This is a genomic window from Parapedobacter deserti, assembly GCF_042646065.1.
Classification (GTDB): Bacteria; Bacteroidota; Bacteroidia; order Sphingobacteriales; family Sphingobacteriaceae; genus Parapedobacter; species Parapedobacter deserti.
On the sequence record NZ_JBHRTA010000009.1, the window covers coordinates 326,080 to 341,719 of the forward strand.

Sequence of the window (15,640 nt, forward strand, 5' to 3'; positions counted from 1 at the left end):
CAACGTAGACGTGAGAAACAAATGAATTTACTGGACGGAAAACACGTATCGGCAAAAATCAGAGAGAACATTAAGCAAGAGTCCGCAACTTTTTTGGCTTCAACCGGACGGCGACCCCACCTGGTGGCTATCCTTGTTGGCAACGACGGGGCTAGCGAGACCTATGTGGCAAGCAAGATGCGTAACTGCGAATTGGTGGGTTTTGAATCTACGAACATCCACTATGATGTTGATATTTCGGAAGAGGCGTTGCTTGCCAAAATCGATGAACTTAACGCCGACCCGACGGTAGATGGTTTAATTGTACAGTTGCCATTGCCGAAGCACATCAATCCAGAGCGTGTAACAGAAGCAATCGACCACCGGAAAGATGTGGACGGATTTCACCCCGTAAACTTAGGGCGCATGCAACGCAACCTGCCCTGCTTTATTCCGGCCACTCCCTATGGCATTATGTTGATGCTTGAGTATTACGGTATTGACACCGCGGGTATGCATGCGGTGGTTGTTGGGCGGAGTAATATCGTCGGGAGTCCGATGAGTATTCTGCTTGCCCGAAATAGCAATCCAGGAAACTGTACAGTGACCCTTACACACAGCCGGACAAAAGACATCGAAAACGAAGTGCGACGCGCCGACATTGTCGTAGCCGCCATCGGGAAAAAGCACTTTATTACTGCAGATATGGTAAAGGATGGCGCCATCGTAATCGATGTGGGCATCAACCGCGAGGTGAGCGACGAAACCAAATCGGGATATCGGCTATATGGGGATGTTGACTTTGAGCAGGTCGCACCTAAAGCGTCCTGGATCACTCCGGTACCGGGCGGAGTAGGGCTGATGACCATTGTCGGTCTGTTGAAGAATACACTCGAAGCCGCCAAACATAGTATATATAAATAAATTTTAAAACATCATAATTATGAAGAAAGTAGCATTAGCGGCGTTATTTGCAGGCGCATTGGCGTTGGCAGCATGTAATAGCAACCAATCGGGGAACGATCATGACCACCATGAGCATGAGCATGAACATAACCATGACCACGGCCACGATCATGACCACAATCATGACCACAATCACGACCACAATCATGACCGTGACACAACGAAAGACGGAGCGAGCAACTGACCGGCGTGTATCTTTGTGCGTAACGCTGTTTTTCCATGAAGGTACTGATAATTGAAGATGAGGAAGGGCTGCGGGATAATATTATTCAGTTTTTATACAAAGAACAATACATTGTGGAGTCCGCAGCTGATTTTCGCTCGGCCATGGAAAAAATCTCCCTATACGATTACGACTGCATCTTGCTCGATGTAGCGCTGCCCGATGGGAGCGGGTTCGATGTGCTCAGGGAGTTGAAAGCGAAGCAAAAGCGCGAAAATGTCATCATCATATCAGCCAAGGACTCCTTGGATGACAAACTCGAGGGGCTGTCCCTGGGTGCCGACGACTACCTGACCAAACCGTTTCACCTTGCGGAATTAAACGCACGCATCAAAGCTGTGCTACGCAGAAATGCGCTGGACGGCCGCGATGTGGTGAAGCTGAATAATATGGAGCTAGATTTCGACGGACGGGTGCTCCGCGTCGACGGCACCGACATTCACCTGAACCGAAAGGAGTTTGATATCCTTGCCTTTTTTGTGGTCAACAAAAACCGACTGATCTATAAATCGGCCCTGGCCGAACATGTTTGGGGTGACCATGTAGATAATGCCGACAATTTTGACTTTATTTATTCACAAATCAAAAACCTGCGTAAGAAGCTGAAAGATCACGGCGCCAATTTGGAAATCCAAGCCATATACGGCGTAGGCTATAAGTTGAGCGTATAGATGAAGCTGCTCAACCATACATTGCTGTACCTCTCTGGTTCTCTGATCTTCATCCTCAGCATATGGGCTGTTGTTTTTTACTTCAGCATGATGGATGAGGTGTATGACAGCATCGACGATGGCCTTGAAAACTATAAAATGCTAATCATTAAGAAGGCCATCCGGGACACCACGTTGCTCAATAAAAGCCGGTTTGATGAGAGCAATTACGCCATACGGCCCGTGGAACGCGAGCTCGCTTTGCGTGCTCGCGAAGAGTTCAAGGATACGTCGATGTACATGGAATATGAGGAAGACTATGAAGTACTGCGTATGCTGACCACCTATTTTTCCACTCCTCAGGAAAAATATTATGAACTCAAGATCATTGCCTCCATGGTGGAGGGCGACGATTTGGTAGGTGATTTTCTGCATGCGCTGCTGTGGCTCTATCTCGCCGTGATCGCCAGTGCATTTATCATCAACAACTGGGTGCTCCGAAAGATCTGGAAGCCCTTCTATCAATTGCAGCACGAGTTGCGAGCCTTCCGACTGGGTGAAGACAAATCATTTAACCCTCCGCCTACTAAGGTAACGGAGTTCCGTGACATGAATGAGACCGTCGCCGAATTGCTGAAAGCCAACATTGCGGTCTATCAGCAGCAAAAGCAATTCATTGAGAACGCTTCACACGAACTGCAGACGCCGCTAGCCATTGCCATCAATAAGCTTGAACTGTTGCTCGAACAAAGCCAGGAAGGAGGGGCGCAGCAGCTACTGGCCAATGCAATCCAGTATTTGGAACGGATGACAAGGCTTAATAAGTCGCTGTTGCTGCTTTCCAAAATCGAGAACAAGCAGTTCTCCAGTGAGGAAGAAGTGAACTTTAACCAGCGACTGACCCAGCAGATAGCGGACTTCGACGAGTTGATCGGTTACAAGCGTATCAGCCTAACCATGGTCGAAAAGGCCAAGTTAACAGGGGTCTTCAATGCCGATCTGGCAGATATACTGATTACAAACTTGCTGAAGAATGCGATTGTTCACAATCGTGAAGGCGGCAACATCCGTATCGTCGTGGCGGCCGACGGATTTGAAATTGCCAATACGGGCCGCGAGCAACCGTTAGATGCCGAAAAGATGTTTACGCGTTTTTACCGTTCGGCGGACCAGCCTTCTTCTACCGGGCTTGGGCTAGCTGTAGTGAAAGCGATTGCACAGCTCCATCGTGCCAGCGTGACGTACCGATACGACGGCGGTATGCACCGATTTTATTTTCAGTTGCCTACCTGATGTAATCGTCATCAGCCTGGTCCAAAGGCTTATTCGCCTCGAAAGAAGGATGGGCTAGGTGTGCCTCCGCTTCATCGCGTCTTTTCTTAGGCCTGCCGAGTAGGTATCCCACAATAGCGCCTATAAAAAACATGGTAGCCAAAACGGCCAGCTTAGGTACCGTGCGCGTACCGAATATCCAGAAGTTGACTTCATCCATGTTTTTCATGAGGATGACCGTGACTAATATTGTCAATACGATGATGAAAATGGTTTTTGCGCTCATGGTTGTTCAATTTTATAGCGAAAGTAGTAAAATCCGTGATTAATAGCTTAGCAATTCCTTTAACATTTATTAACTTTTTTTGAGAAAAATTTGATTATATGGTGGAACATTGTATTTTTGAAGCAGCGATAGAATTACAACACACATAAAAGCACATTTTTAAAACACACAGACAATTCGATTTTTTCGATCAGCCATTTTATTTCAGCATTTTTTGATTGATAAGTCGTTTTTGTCGATTGAATAGGTGAAACTATTTCCGATCCTGCTTTGTGATTTAAGTCGGTGCGCCTTATTTAAAGTATAGCTTATGTTTGAGATTATACTGACCGAAATTTCAACTGTTGCCGTTTTTTTCCAGTTAGGAGGCTATACGCTTATTGTTCGACCAAGCGAATAGAAAGGAAAATCTTAGCAATCAATTAATGGTAAGACTAGTAGCTAGTTAGTCTTTGGAGCACTTTTATTTTTAATTTTTAACCAAATTTACAAACACATGAAACAAAAATTACTATGTTTCTTAATGCTGGGGATATTGCTGATCGGATCAGCGTATGCTCAAGAACGAAGAATTAGCGGGAGGGTGACTTCCTCTGAGGATGGGGCACCTATTGCGGGGGTGTCGGTTTTGGCTGTGGGTACGGGCCGCGCCACCCAAACGGACGAGTTGGGGACCTTTTCGCTTGACGTGGCCTCCAATGTGACCGCCTTGGAGTTTAGGTATCTCGGTTATGTTACTCAAACCATAACGTTAGGGTCGAGAACGACTATCAGTGTTGTATTGGAAACGGATGCGACAGCGATTGATGAGGTGGTCGTAGTTGGTTATGGAAGTGCCCGTTCGTTGTCCAACGTTGTGGGATCAGTTAAGCATATATCCGGTCAAGTTTTGGAGTCCCGGCCGAGTGCTAACGCGCTAGATGCGCTTCAAGGGCAAATTGCCGGTGTTCAAATATTTTCGTCGAACGGAGAACCCTCTGTAACGCCCTCCATTCGCTTACACGGGTCTGGCTCTTTGGGAGCGAGCTCAACACCATTGATCGTGCTTGACGGTATTCCAATCGACCCGAACTCATTAGTCAGTTTAAACCCTGAAGATTTCGAGTCCGTAACCGTTTTAAAAGATGCTTCAGCAACATCTATTTATGGTTCCCGAGCCGCCAACGGAGTAATATATCTGACTTCTAAAAAGGGTAAGCGCAATTCACCACCGAGTATTAGTTTAAAATCGCAGTACGGTGTTTCGCAGATGGCTCAAACAGATTATTTTAAGGATGTATTTACATCGCCTGAATTGTTTGATTTTTGGCTGGAAACTGGTTTTCGTAATCAAGAACAAGTTGATAACTTGAGAGAAAATTGGCCCCATGATACGCGGTGGTTCGATGTATATTACTTAAACAATCAACCTTTCTCTCAAACCGATCTATCGGTGACCGGCGGTGGCGATCGTACAACATACTATATTTCAGGTGGTTACTTAAATTCAGAGGGGTTGTCCTACCGTTCCGGTTTCGAGCGGTATACACTTCGCTCAAACCTCGCTACAGATATTAGTAGCTGGATTAAAGTTGGGATGAATCTTTCAGTAGGAACAGATGGACGACAGACAAACCCTTATGGAACCAATTCGTTAAATCGAGGATTAGCGATGTTATCCCAGCCGTTCTATACACCATACGACGAAGACGGCAACCTGTATTATGAACAGCAAATTCCGGGCTTGGCAAGATTTCATCCAAAGTACTTAGCTGACATGATTACCGCGGACCAGCGAAAGGTACTGTTCAACCCATCTGGTTATATCCAAATGACCCCATTAAAGGGGCTTACACTTAAAGTGCAAGGTGGACTTGAATTTTTCGACCTGACTGCTTCAGGGAGAACATATGCATCATATAACAATCTTTATAATGGCAGTGCGTCAGAATCACTTCGTCGGGATTTATCAAAGACTATTACAAATACGATCGAATACGCATTTGATGCTGCTGAAAAACATCGCTTTACCCTACTTGGAGGCCATGAGTTTATCGACTATGATCGCCAAGAATTCTCAGCATCGTCTAATGGGCATACCGACGATCGTTTGATGCTATTGAGTGCTGGACCGAACAATAGAAACGTCGGACAGTCCCGTACGCAGTATGTGTTTAATTCGTTTTTTGGCCGCGTAAGTTATGGCTTTGATGATAAGTACCTTTTTGATGCAACGGTGAGGCAAGACGCCTCTTCGCGCTTTGGCCGAGATAATAGATATGCGACCTTCTGGTCTCTTGGGGGATTGTGGAGAGCCAAAAATGAAAATTTCTTGCGGGACCTTGATTGGTTGACAGATTTAAATGTGCGAGCAAGCGTTGGTACGTCGGGGAATTCCCAAATCGAAAACTATGAAAGCTTGGCTTTGATAGGTACTAATATCTATAATGGACAAACGGGATGGGGTATCTCCGCGCCTGGCAACCCTGCATTAGCATGGGAAAGTCAGTTTAAAGGTACTGCTGGTGTGTCGGCGGTGCTGTTCAACTTAGCTACGGTTGAGCTTGAATATTATCACCGTATTACAGATAACATGTTGGTGGATGTTCCGTATCCGTATACCTCTGGTTTTGCTGATATTACGTCAAATGTTGGCAAATTGAGAAATAGGGGAGTTGATATTGATGTCTCTGCCGATGTTATCAGAACGGGTAATCTACGTGTCACGCCCAGATTTAACATGAACTATAATCAAGAGACGGTACTTGAACTTTTTCAGGGCAATGACTATTGGATTATCCCCAATACGGGCGTTTCTTGGGCTGTTGGCCAGCCCCGGGGATATTTTTATCCGGTTTGGGCTGGAGTGAATCCAGACAACGGAGATCCGCAATGGTACGTGCCTAATGAGGACCCAGATATGATTGTTGTGCCGAATAAAGATCCTAACAATGTGACTACGTCATTTAATGCGGGCGAGTTACAGCAAAATACAGGACTGAAAAGGTACCCGCCTGTTGCTGGAGGTTTCGGATTAACATCGAATTACAAAGGGATCGAGTTCGGGTTTGATTTTGCATTCATCTCTGGTAAGTATTTGATCAATAATGACCGGTACTTTACGGAGAATCCGAATCAATTTGCAGGTTATAATCAAAGTCGGGTGGTTGCTGACTATTGGAAGAATCCGGGAGACAATGCAAGGTTTCCGCGTTATGGCGTCCAGTTCACTCAATTCGACTCCCGTCTAATTGAAAACGCATCGTTTACTCGTCTAAAAAATGTAACCTTAGGATACAATTTTCCTAAGTCGCTACTAGACAGGACTGGATTTTTGCGCGGAGCAAAAGTATTTTTCGTAGGTCGAAATCTCCTTACATGGACGCAATATACCGGTCCGGACCCGGAGGTAGATTCCAATTTGACATTGGGCGTAAATCCAAATACTAAGCAGTACACCTTTGGTTTACAGGTTCAGTTGTAGGAAACTTAATATAAAAAATGACGGAAATCATGAAGAAAATAAAAATATCACATGTGTTGACAAGTACAGCTTTGGTACTTGTGACTATGTCGTGTGGCGATTTAGATCGATTCCCTTTCGGAGAAATTGAACAGTCGCAATCATTTCAAAGCGTTAGGGATGCCAGAACTCATAACAATGGACTTTATGCTTATTTGAGAGGGCGTGTTTCAGGATTGTACCAGTATTCAACGGACATCCAAGCAGATCAGCTGAACGCGTCATTGGATTTTGGAAACCGAAATGGGAATCCGCATAGGTGGGAAGGCTTTCTGTCTGATGATTATACCATTAGGGACACATGGTCCGGATATTACAGTGCGATTGCCAACCTCAATAATCAGATCGAGGGTTTCGAGCAGATTACTCCAGGGAATGATAATGAAGTAGCGGAGTTAAATCGCTATAAAGGTGACGCATATTTGGCCCGTGCATTTTATTATCTAAATTTGACGTTGCGTTTTGCGAAGGCTTACAACCCGTCGACTGCATCTTCCGATTTAGGAGTTCCATTAGTCTTAACGTATGATATTTCGCTACAACCAGCCCGTAGTACGGTGGCAGAATGTTATGCTCAGATTTTACAGGATATAGAAACAGCCAAGGGCTTATTGGCTAATGTGGAAGGCGAGCAAGGTGCAACTCGTTTCACTAGCGATGCGGTATTAGCCCTTGAAGCGCGGGTAAAACTGTATATGCAAGACTTTTCGGGAGCACGGACGGCCGCGCAAACCGTTATTAATTCCGGTACCTATCCGTTGTTGACGACCCAAGAGGGATTAACCGATATGTGGCACCGTGATCTTGCGACAGAAGTGATCTTTCAACCGCACCTGGCCGCTCCAAATGAACTAGGCAACACAACGGGTAGTGTTTATTTAGGTTATAATGCCGGACAGGACAAATTTATTCCTGATTTTATCCCTTCGCAGTGGGTTATTGATGCCTATGATGATGAAGATCACCGGAAGTCGGTATACTTCGAAAATTTGGACGTGTTGATCCAAGGAACAAATTATACAGATCTTTACTTGGTCAACAAGTATCCTGGAAACCCGGAGTTATTCACTGGTGCTGTGACCAATTACCAACATCATCCAAAAGTATTCCGTGTAGCTGAACTGTACCTTATTGTTGCGGAAGCAGCAGTTGAAAGTGATCCTGCTGCTAGCTTAGCGGCGTTGAATACTTTGCGTCAAGCGAGAGGTCTCGATGCTTTAGGCAATTTATCCGGGCAGGCATTAATGGATGCTGTTAAAACGGAACGGTTCAAGGAGTTAGCGTTTGAAGGATTCCGTTTGGATGATTTAAAGCGTTGGGGCGAAGGCTTTACCCGCCGAGACCCTCAAGATTTAGATCCGATACAAACCGGTCCGAACTATCAGGTGTTGAGTAAGCAAGCTGGTGACAATAAATTCGTTTGGGGGATTCCCCTCCGTGACCAAACGGTGAATCCGAATATCAGCAATCAACAAAACCCAGGCTGGTAATTTGTTCATAAGAATTATTTAGAATTTCTTTTATATAGGTTAAAGCGCCGCCCAGTTTTAGAATTGGGCGGCACTTTAATTAATAACGTCTCGGATTTATTGCCACCCGCATCAAAAAACTTGCAACTCCCGTCTTTTTTTCGGAATATTGTGATAACCGATTATACAGCACTAATGGAAATAGCTTTACCCCCCCCCGCAAAGAGAAGAACGGCAAGGTGCCGTTGGCTGCGCTGGCCATGTCCATAATCGTTTTCATAGGTTCCTGCACCAAGGATGACGCCCCGCTGGAAGCGTTGCCCACCCGTCCGGACCCCGTAGCCGAAGCCAGGACGGATTTCGAAGGCAGCAGGCATGCCGTGGCAGCCGACACCACGCTGAGCGGGCTGTTCAAAAGACAGGGGTCGCCCGACTGGGACAGTGTGTCCCTGCGTGAAAGCGGCGACACTGTTGCCGTGTTCGTACCCATACGGTTGATGCAGACCCTTTCCACGTGGAGTGGCGAAGGCCCTCACAGGGTATTCGGGCAGTTGAGGGCCTCCCGGGTTGGGAAGGACGGGGGCTGGCAGCACCACCTGCTGACCTACATACCGGAAGACAACGGCGGTGCGGGCCGCAAGCCCTTCTCCGGCACGGTACTGCTGGAGAACTGGTTCGGCAGCAGCTTGCCGGCATACATGCCCGTAAGGGATGGGCGGCCGGTCACCGATGAGAGGGGTATCCGCAGGCTGATGGGCACGGAAACCCATTGCTTCACCACCACTGTTTATGCCTACGTCAACGGGACACTCAATTCCACGCATAGCAGGACCACCTGCATCACGATCAACACCGGTTCGAACGGCGAGCAGGAAGCGATTGACTGGATTGATCCGGGTGACGGCGGCGGTGGAGGGCCTTGGCAAAATCCTCCCGAGGACCAGACTGTCACACAGGACATCACAACAGACTCGATAGACAATCCCTGTTTAAAACAAACGATAGAAAAAGCAATGACATACTCGGAATCGGCAATGGACGTCATATCCGATATCATCAAGGAACTTGATGGAACCGCGGGTTTGACGGAACTTAATATTACCGTGAAAGACGGCGTAACCCGTAACGGCACACCCGGCGAAGCGCAGGATATGAATCTGACACGAGTGAACGGCATCCCGAAAATATTCACTGGAACTATCGTGCTCCATGAAGATTACATGCCGGATGTATCGCAGGAAGGGGCGGTGGCCGTCTTCATACACGAGGTGATACATGCTTATCTCACGAAGGCTGAGTTGATAAATGGCGTAATAAATAACACTCAACACAATACGATGGCCAAGAAATATGTCGGCCTGATGGCCAACTATTTGCAGGGAATGTTCGGTATATCGCAGTTCGATGCGTTTTCGCTGGCGTGGAGTGGGTTATCCGACGCAAGTGCTTACACCAATGCAACCTCTTTTGAAATTGGAGAGGCCACTTATTCAAAAAATGAAGTTGCCGTGGCCGGCGCGAATTACAAAGGTAGGGATGCAGGCGGAAACCTGTTGGCCGGAAAGGAACTGTGTGATGATTAAAGACAATAGGATGATGCGAGCGATCATAACAAAATTCATACTCATCGGGTGTTGCTGCGGCGTTGCGGTGGAGTCCACGGCACAGAAGCAGCGGACACAATACGTGATGCTGGATATGCTGGATAGCCTGTATGACTTAAATCGTTACACACTTAACGCACAAGATCTTTATGGGGTGGATGAAACCATCGAGATATACAATATCCATGCAGCTGGTTTGGTCCTATTTTCGATACTGCCCGATTTTACCAGCGATAAAAATTGGAGTGAAGTGGATTTAAACGAAATCCAAGATCAGGTGTTTGGAGAACGGTCATTGCGCCGTGAACTAGGAAATCGTATCGCTTCGGAAAACAGTAAGGACAAGAAAACGTTGCAGTATAGCTTGGTGAAGTCCGAAGGAGGCAAGTACTTTAGGAGCAACCAGTGTCTTGCTGAGTTTTTCTTTATCGATACCTATCCGTCATTGTTCAATGTGCCTTACGGTACCATCAATACCGGTCAAGACACCCTTAGCATCCAACAGATGAAGAACGTCTACCGGGAAACGCTAAATATTCCCGGTCAATGGTCTTTTCCAATGGACGTGAGATGGTTGGGGGGGACGCTATTATTGCCCAATAGACTGCTTCTTCAACGCGAGTACCTCTCCAGAGAGTTTGAAATCGACGGTGAAAAAGCCTACCAATTTTGGACATTTACCGATTGGAATACGCACGATGGCTATAACCTTCATCGGGGAATTGACCGTTTCATCTACATGCCCGAGAAGGGAGTCGTTGGGGGTTCGTATGATTTTTGGTTCCTTTACTTTGACACGTGGAGTAATCCGCCAATAGAAAGAAAGCGAAACAATAAAACGAAGGAAGAATTGTGGCAGAATGTGCTGGAAGAAAAAGTGATGCTGGCCGAGGAGCTGAAGCGATAGCTTTGCTTGATGTCGAAGGTCAGAACGGATTTCGAAGGCAGCAGGCATGCCGTGGCAGCCGACACCACGCTGAGCGGGCTGTTCAAAAGACAGGGTTCGCCCGACTGGGACAGTGTGTCCCCTGCGTGAAAGCGGCGACACTGTTGCCGTGTTCGTACCCATACGGTTGATGCAGACCCTTTCCACGGGGAGTGGCGACGGCCCTCACAGGGTATTCGGGCAGTTGAGGGCCTCCCGGGTTGGGAAGGACGGGGGCTGGCACCACCACCTGCTGACCTACATACCGGAAGACAACGGCGGTGCGGGCCGCAAGCCCTTCTCCGGCACGGTACTGCTGGAGAACTGGTTCGGCAGCAGCTTGCCGGCATATATGCCCGTAAGGGATGGGCGGCCGGTCACCGATGAGAGGGGTATCCGCAGGCTGATGGGCACGGAAACCCATTGCTTCACCACCACTGTTTATGCCTACGTCAACGNGGTCGGGACCCCATAGCCGAAGCCAGGACGGATTTCGAAGGCAGCAGGCATGCCGTGGCAGCCGACACCACGCTGAGCGGTCTGTTCAAAACAGAAGGCTTGCCCGACTGGGATGCCGCCTCCCTGCGTGAAAGCGGCGACACTGTTGCCGTGTTCGTGCCGATACGGTTGGTGCAGACCCTTTCCACGGGGAGTGGCGATGGCCCGCACAGGGTATATGGGCAGTTGAGGGTCTCCCGGGCTGGCAGCACCACCTGCTGACCTACATACCGGACGGCAACGGCGGTGCAGGCCACGAGCCCTTTTCCGGTACGGTACTGCTGGAGAACTGGTTCGGCAACGGCCGGCCAGCATACATGCCCGTTCGGGATGGCCGGCCGGTCACCGATGAGAGGGGTATCCGCAGGCTGATGGGCACGGAAACCCATTGCTTCACCACCACTGTTTATGCCTACGTCAACGGGACACTCAATTCCACGCATAGCAGGACCACCTGCATCACGATCAACACCGGTTCGAACGGCGAGCAGGAAGCGATTGACTGGATCGATCCGGGTGATGGCGGTGGGGGAGCCCCCCTTCCGGAGAATACTGTTATCACCACGCATTTGGATACCACCATGTCGGATGATTTTTATGCGGACGAGCGTCTTCGTTGCATCATGGAAAAACTCATGTCCGACGGTTTCTTCAAAAACACGCTTAACAAGTTCATCGGGGAGAATAAGCCGATTGACCTGAATTTCAGGTTAAGTTCAACTATGGACCCTCTTAATTTAGGTAGCACTCGCCCGGTTCCACTTGAATGGAATGCAAAAAACATCGAAATATGGCTGAATGCAAACGAATTGCCGGATCATCCCAGTATTCAGTGGGCACTCACGTTACTGCATGAAGGGGTACACGCTGAAATGTTTCGAGTATTTTGAGGCTCGACGTATTGAATACGATCCGTATTGCCGGAAAGGGCAACAAGACACGTATCGTTCCCATGCTGGAACAACAGGTCAAGCTGTTAAAGCCTTACATCGCCGAACACCGGCTTGATCTGGACGGCAATAATGAACACCCCTTGTTCTTCAACAGCCGCGGAGATAAACTCACCCGAGCTGGCGTAAACCATATCTTGTTCAAGTATGCCGATATGGCCAAGAAAAAAGCCGAAGTTTACTGGCCCGAAAAGATAAGCTGTCACGTATTGCGGCATTCCAAAGCTATGCACCTGCTACAGGCCGGTGTCAATCTGGTATATATCCGTGATATACTTGGGCATGTTTCAGTCCAAACGACGGAGGTATATGCCAGGGCTGATTCGCGGGCTAAACGAGAGGCGATCGAGAAAGCCTACAAATCAGTAGCGCCGCAAGGGGAACCGGTGTGGTTGTCAAATGACAACCTGTTGGAGTGGCTTAAACACTTTTGATCGATAATTATCCATAAAACACCAACGCTTATTATGCGAAGTCGCTCGCCATGAAATAGTCGATTACAACAAATGCGTGCTGTTTATTACGCTGCACTTTGCATAACCGTAGACTTTGCATAACCCAGCTTATGGAAAGCTTTCCATAAGCTGGGACGGAAAAACTACCTGTTCGCCGGATCTCACGAGGCTGCGCAGCGCGCGGCGATGATCTATTCGTTCTTCGCCATCTGCAAGAAGCACGAGGTAAACCCGTTCCAATGGTTGAAACACACATTGCAGAACATCATGTCCATCAACCATAAAAACTTAAAGGACCTCTATCCCAGAACTATAAGGATATTGTTCAAAAATCAAACATGTAGTTAAAGGGCGGATACATTGTTGGAGGATCGTATGATTTTTGGTTTCTTTACTTTGATACGTGGAGTAATCCGCCAATAGAAAGAAAGCGAAACAATAAAACGAAGGAAGAATTGTGGCAGAATGTGCTGGAAGAAAAAGTGATGCTGGCCGAGGAGCTGAAGCGATAGGTTTGTTTGATCTTGACTATAGAATGCATCAAAAAACTTGCAACTCCGGTCTTTTTTTCGGAATATTGTGATAACCGATTATACAGCACTAATGAAAAGAACTTTACCCCCCCCCCGCAAAGAGAAGAACGGCAAAGGCACCGTTTGTAATGCTGGCCATGTCCATCACTGTTTTCATAACAGGTTCCTGCACCAAGGATGACGCCCCGCTGNGCTTTCTGTAAGAGGGCCATCAAATCTAAACAATGTCAATTTCCCAACGTTATTCAAATACTATACGGAATATAACTATGAAGACGCGCAGCACGCGTATATGGCTGACCACTATATTGATGTGCTCGGACGGGCTATTTGGGAATATGATGGCAAGCGGTTCAGCCTTGACCATTACAAGGCGATGGCTTGGCAGGGGCTTGAAGGCACGGATGTTTATGAAAACAAACCGCAGGCAGAAAAGGACGCGATCCAAGCCAAGAAATCAGCGGTGCTGCAAGGAAGGAACAACACCAACTGCAACGATCATGGAAATTAAAAGGAGTTTATGTACAATTAGTTTTTTACTAGCCATGGTTGGGTGTTCATATGGTCAGGCGACCGATAATGAAAAGACTAGTGTCTATGTCTATTTCGATGAGTATGATGACGGAGAAGTGGCCATGTATAAATTGGTGGACAAAAATATCAAAGAACCGGATATCTATATATTTGACTTAAACGGCTCTCGTTTGTCATTCAATACAGTAAGTAAAGAAGATTATAAGATAGTTGACTCTTGCTTCTTGAAAAAGCGCGCGGTAAAGAGTCCGGATTGGGGCGTTGAAGTAGAAAATTATGGATTGAATTTGGATGCTAAGAGCACCAAGTATGAACATATTTACTTCGCTGATAAGGTTGGCGACAATCAGTTCAAGATTGTTGAAGTAGTCCCTTATATCGGATCGATTTTCTTTGCTCCGGGCGGCCCCAAGAGAAAGACCAACCGAGACTTGATGACTGATAGAAAATAAATGTGAGTTTGCCCAACATGCGTTTATGTCGAACCACTATGTCGATGTACTGGGCAGGGCGTCAGCCCTGACCAGTACAAGGCGATGGCCTGGCAGGGGCTGGAAGGCACGGATGTCTATCAAAACAAACCGCAGGCAGAAAAGGACGCGATCCAAGCCAAGAAATCTGCGGTGCTGCAAGGAAGGAACAATACAAACTGTAATGATCATGGAAATTAAAAGGAGTTTATTTGCAATTGGTTTTTTGCTAGCCATGGTTGGGTGTTCATATGGCCAGGCGGCCGATAGTGAAAAAACTAATGTCTATGTCTATTTCGATGAATATGATGGAGGGGAAGTGGCTATGTATAAATTAGAGAGAAAAGATATCAAAGAACCGGATATCTATATATACGAAACTGAAAAGCTTTCATTATTGCTATTCAATACGGTAGACAAAAAGAACCACAAAATTGTTGATTCCTGTTTTGTGAAAAAACTGGATTTAAAAAGCCCTAAATGGGGCGCAAATTCAGATAATTATGGATTGGATCTAAACTCAGTCAGCACCAAATACAAACATATCTATTTTGTCGACAAACTTGCTGACAATAAATATAAGATCGTTGAGGTGGTTCACTATATCGGATCGATCTTCTTTGCTCCGGGCGGCCCCAAAAGAAAGACCAAACCGAGACTTGATGACTGATAAAATAAATGTGAGTTTGCCCGACATGCGTGTATGTCGAACCACTATGTCGATGTACTGGGCACGGCGTCATAGGACTACGATGGCAGGCGGTTCAGCCTTGACCATTACAAGGCGATGGCCTGGCAGGGGCTGAAGGCACGGATGTCTACCAAAACAAACCGCAGGCAGAAAAGGACGCGATCCAAGCCAAGAAATCAACGGTGCTGCAAGGAAGGAACAATACAAATTGTAATGATCATGGAAATTAAAAGGAGTTTATGTACAATTAGTTTTTTGCTAACCATGGTTGGGTGTTCTACTTCGTAACCTTTATAAATGTCATGGTTAGTATGCGAGCAGACAGGGGTAACCCCTGTCTGCTTACTCGATTTGCTAACGACTAATATTTTTTGTCTAATTGTTGCAATTGATATCTAAAATTACCTGTCCTACAGGAGTATATTCCACATATATTATACCGGTAAAACACCCTGAGCTGACACTTCCCGGCCACGGAGTCCAAACGAAAAACCCAGGAGTGCCCGGCCCTCAAAGCGTGACCTCTATATTGGTAACATTATTAAAGCTATCATAAAAGACTTGTACGTGAAATCCATCCTTGACAAACCTTATTTCATTTGTTGAAAGGGCTTCCCCTTTTGAAAAGCCAAA

Annotated in this window: 15 protein-coding genes and 1 pseudogene; 14 read left to right on the forward strand and 2 right to left on the reverse strand. The window is 46.8% G+C overall.

From position 1 onward, the window contains the following. Positions 1–21 precede the first annotated feature (21 nt). The 4 genes from ACFOET_RS04795 to ACFOET_RS04810 are packed head-to-tail and all read left to right on the forward strand — an operon-like array spanning position 22 to position 3,111. Entirely contained in the window at positions 22–903 is an 882-nt protein-coding gene (locus ACFOET_RS04795; protein ID WP_379020126.1) for a bifunctional 5,10-methylenetetrahydrofolate dehydrogenase/5,10-methenyltetrahydrofolate cyclohydrolase, read from the forward strand. A 19-nt stretch (positions 904–922) separates the two neighbouring features. Then, complete coding sequence (locus tag ACFOET_RS04800; protein WP_379020128.1) at positions 923–1,129, forward strand: hypothetical protein; 207 nt, start codon at positions 923–925, stop codon at positions 1,127–1,129. 35 nt (positions 1,130–1,164) lie between these two features. After that, positions 1,165–1,839 carry a response regulator transcription factor gene (locus ACFOET_RS04805; protein ID WP_379020130.1) on the forward strand — a complete coding sequence of 225 codons (675 nt, stop codon included), beginning with the start codon at positions 1,165–1,167 and terminating at the stop codon, positions 1,837–1,839. Then, positions 1,840–3,111: a sensor histidine kinase gene (locus tag ACFOET_RS04810; protein WP_379020132.1), complete on the forward strand. Its 1,272-nt coding sequence runs from the start codon at positions 1,840–1,842 to the stop codon at positions 3,109–3,111. Here ACFOET_RS04810 and ACFOET_RS04815 read toward each other — a convergent pair. Further along, on the reverse strand, positions 3,104–3,376 hold the full coding sequence (locus ACFOET_RS04815; RefSeq protein WP_379020134.1) for a LapA family protein: 273 nt from the start codon (positions 3,374–3,376) through the stop codon (positions 3,104–3,106). The two genes, ACFOET_RS04810 and ACFOET_RS04815, sit on opposite strands and share 8 nt — an antisense overlap. 496 nt (positions 3,377–3,872) lie before the next feature. Here ACFOET_RS04815 and ACFOET_RS04820 point away from each other — a divergent pair, with 496 nt between their 5' ends. From ACFOET_RS04820 to ACFOET_RS04860, 9 genes and pseudogenes are all read left to right on the forward strand, one after another. Beyond that, positions 3,873–6,839, forward strand: a complete 2,967-nt coding sequence (locus ACFOET_RS04820; protein ID WP_379020136.1) for a SusC/RagA family TonB-linked outer membrane protein — start codon at positions 3,873–3,875, stop codon at positions 6,837–6,839. A 29-nt stretch (positions 6,840–6,868) separates the two neighbouring features. Continuing rightward, entirely contained in the window at positions 6,869–8,368 is a 1,500-nt protein-coding gene (locus ACFOET_RS04825) for a RagB/SusD family nutrient uptake outer membrane protein (protein WP_379020138.1), read from the forward strand. A 239-nt stretch (positions 8,369–8,607) separates the two neighbouring features. Beyond that, entirely contained in the window at positions 8,608–9,930 is a 1,323-nt protein-coding gene (locus ACFOET_RS04830; RefSeq protein WP_379020140.1) for a hypothetical protein, read from the forward strand. Next, positions 9,923–10,858 (forward strand): hypothetical protein, encoded by a 936-nt coding sequence (locus ACFOET_RS04835; protein ID WP_379020142.1) that lies wholly within the window; start codon positions 9,923–9,925, stop codon positions 10,856–10,858. The genes ACFOET_RS04830 and ACFOET_RS04835 overlap by 8 nt, the downstream gene beginning before the upstream one ends. Positions 10,859–11,745: 887 nt before the next feature. Further along, positions 11,746–12,264, forward strand: coding sequence for a hypothetical protein (locus ACFOET_RS04840; RefSeq protein ID WP_379020144.1), 519 nt, complete (start codon positions 11,746–11,748; stop codon positions 12,262–12,264). Beyond that, complete coding sequence (locus ACFOET_RS04845) at positions 12,261–12,758, forward strand: tyrosine-type recombinase/integrase (protein ID WP_379020146.1); 498 nt, start codon at positions 12,261–12,263, stop codon at positions 12,756–12,758. The genes ACFOET_RS04840 and ACFOET_RS04845 overlap by 4 nt, the downstream gene beginning before the upstream one ends. 150 nt (positions 12,759–12,908) lie before the next feature. After that, positions 12,909–13,127: pseudogene (locus ACFOET_RS04850) on the forward strand (IS66 family transposase); the annotation flags it as partial. Positions 13,128–13,604: 477 nt separating this feature from the next. Then, positions 13,605–13,823: a hypothetical protein gene (locus tag ACFOET_RS04855; RefSeq protein ID WP_379020148.1), complete on the forward strand. Its 219-nt coding sequence runs from the start codon at positions 13,605–13,607 to the stop codon at positions 13,821–13,823. Continuing rightward, positions 13,813–14,298 carry a hypothetical protein gene (locus ACFOET_RS04860; RefSeq protein ID WP_379020150.1) on the forward strand — a complete coding sequence of 162 codons (486 nt, stop codon included), beginning with the start codon at positions 13,813–13,815 and terminating at the stop codon, positions 14,296–14,298. The genes ACFOET_RS04855 and ACFOET_RS04860 overlap by 11 nt, the downstream gene beginning before the upstream one ends. A 36-nt stretch (positions 14,299–14,334) precedes the next feature. Here the strand turns inward: ACFOET_RS04860 and ACFOET_RS04865 are convergent, their stop codons facing one another. Then, the gene (locus ACFOET_RS04865) at positions 14,335–14,508 is read right to left on the reverse strand and encodes a hypothetical protein (RefSeq protein WP_379020152.1); all 174 of its coding nucleotides are present in this window, start codon (positions 14,506–14,508) and stop codon (positions 14,335–14,337) included. Here ACFOET_RS04865 and ACFOET_RS04870 point away from each other — a divergent pair. After that, on the forward strand, positions 14,507–14,986 hold the full coding sequence (locus ACFOET_RS04870; protein WP_379020154.1) for a hypothetical protein: 480 nt from the start codon (positions 14,507–14,509) through the stop codon (positions 14,984–14,986). The two genes, ACFOET_RS04865 and ACFOET_RS04870, sit on opposite strands and share 2 nt — an antisense overlap. The last annotated feature ends 654 nt before the right edge of the window (positions 14,987–15,640 follow it).

Excerpts from the sequence above, each read along its gene's own strand:
- ACFOET_RS04795 (WP_379020126.1), top strand. The coding sequence starts at position 22 with ATGAATTTACTGGACGGAAAACACGTATCGGCAAAAATCAGAGAGAAC.
- ACFOET_RS04800 (WP_379020128.1), top strand. The coding sequence starts at position 923 with ATGAAGAAAGTAGCATTAGCGGCGTTATTTGCAGGCGCATTGGCGTTG.
- ACFOET_RS04805 (WP_379020130.1), top strand. The coding sequence starts at position 1,165 with ATGAAGGTACTGATAATTGAAGATGAGGAAGGGCTGCGGGATAATATT.
- ACFOET_RS04810 (WP_379020132.1), top strand. The coding sequence starts at position 1,840 with ATGAAGCTGCTCAACCATACATTGCTGTACCTCTCTGGTTCTCTGATC.
- ACFOET_RS04815 (WP_379020134.1), bottom strand. The coding sequence starts at position 3,376 with ATGAGCGCAAAAACCATTTTCATCATCGTATTGACAATATTAGTCACG.
- ACFOET_RS04820 (WP_379020136.1), top strand. The coding sequence starts at position 3,873 with ATGAAACAAAAATTACTATGTTTCTTAATGCTGGGGATATTGCTGATC.
- ACFOET_RS04825 (WP_379020138.1), top strand. The coding sequence starts at position 6,869 with ATGAAGAAAATAAAAATATCACATGTGTTGACAAGTACAGCTTTGGTA.
- ACFOET_RS04830 (WP_379020140.1), top strand. The coding sequence starts at position 8,608 with ATGTCCATAATCGTTTTCATAGGTTCCTGCACCAAGGATGACGCCCCG.
- ACFOET_RS04835 (WP_379020142.1), top strand. The coding sequence starts at position 9,923 with ATGATTAAAGACAATAGGATGATGCGAGCGATCATAACAAAATTCATA.
- ACFOET_RS04840 (WP_379020144.1), top strand. The coding sequence starts at position 11,746 with ATGGGCACGGAAACCCATTGCTTCACCACCACTGTTTATGCCTACGTC.
- ACFOET_RS04855 (WP_379020148.1), top strand. The coding sequence starts at position 13,605 with ATGGCTGACCACTATATTGATGTGCTCGGACGGGCTATTTGGGAATAT.
- ACFOET_RS04860 (WP_379020150.1), top strand. The coding sequence starts at position 13,813 with ATGGAAATTAAAAGGAGTTTATGTACAATTAGTTTTTTACTAGCCATG.
- ACFOET_RS04870 (WP_379020154.1), top strand. The coding sequence starts at position 14,507 with ATGGAAATTAAAAGGAGTTTATTTGCAATTGGTTTTTTGCTAGCCATG.
- ACFOET_RS04865 (WP_379020152.1), bottom strand. The coding sequence starts at position 14,508 with ATGATCATTACAGTTTGTATTGTTCCTTCCTTGCAGCACCGCAGATTT.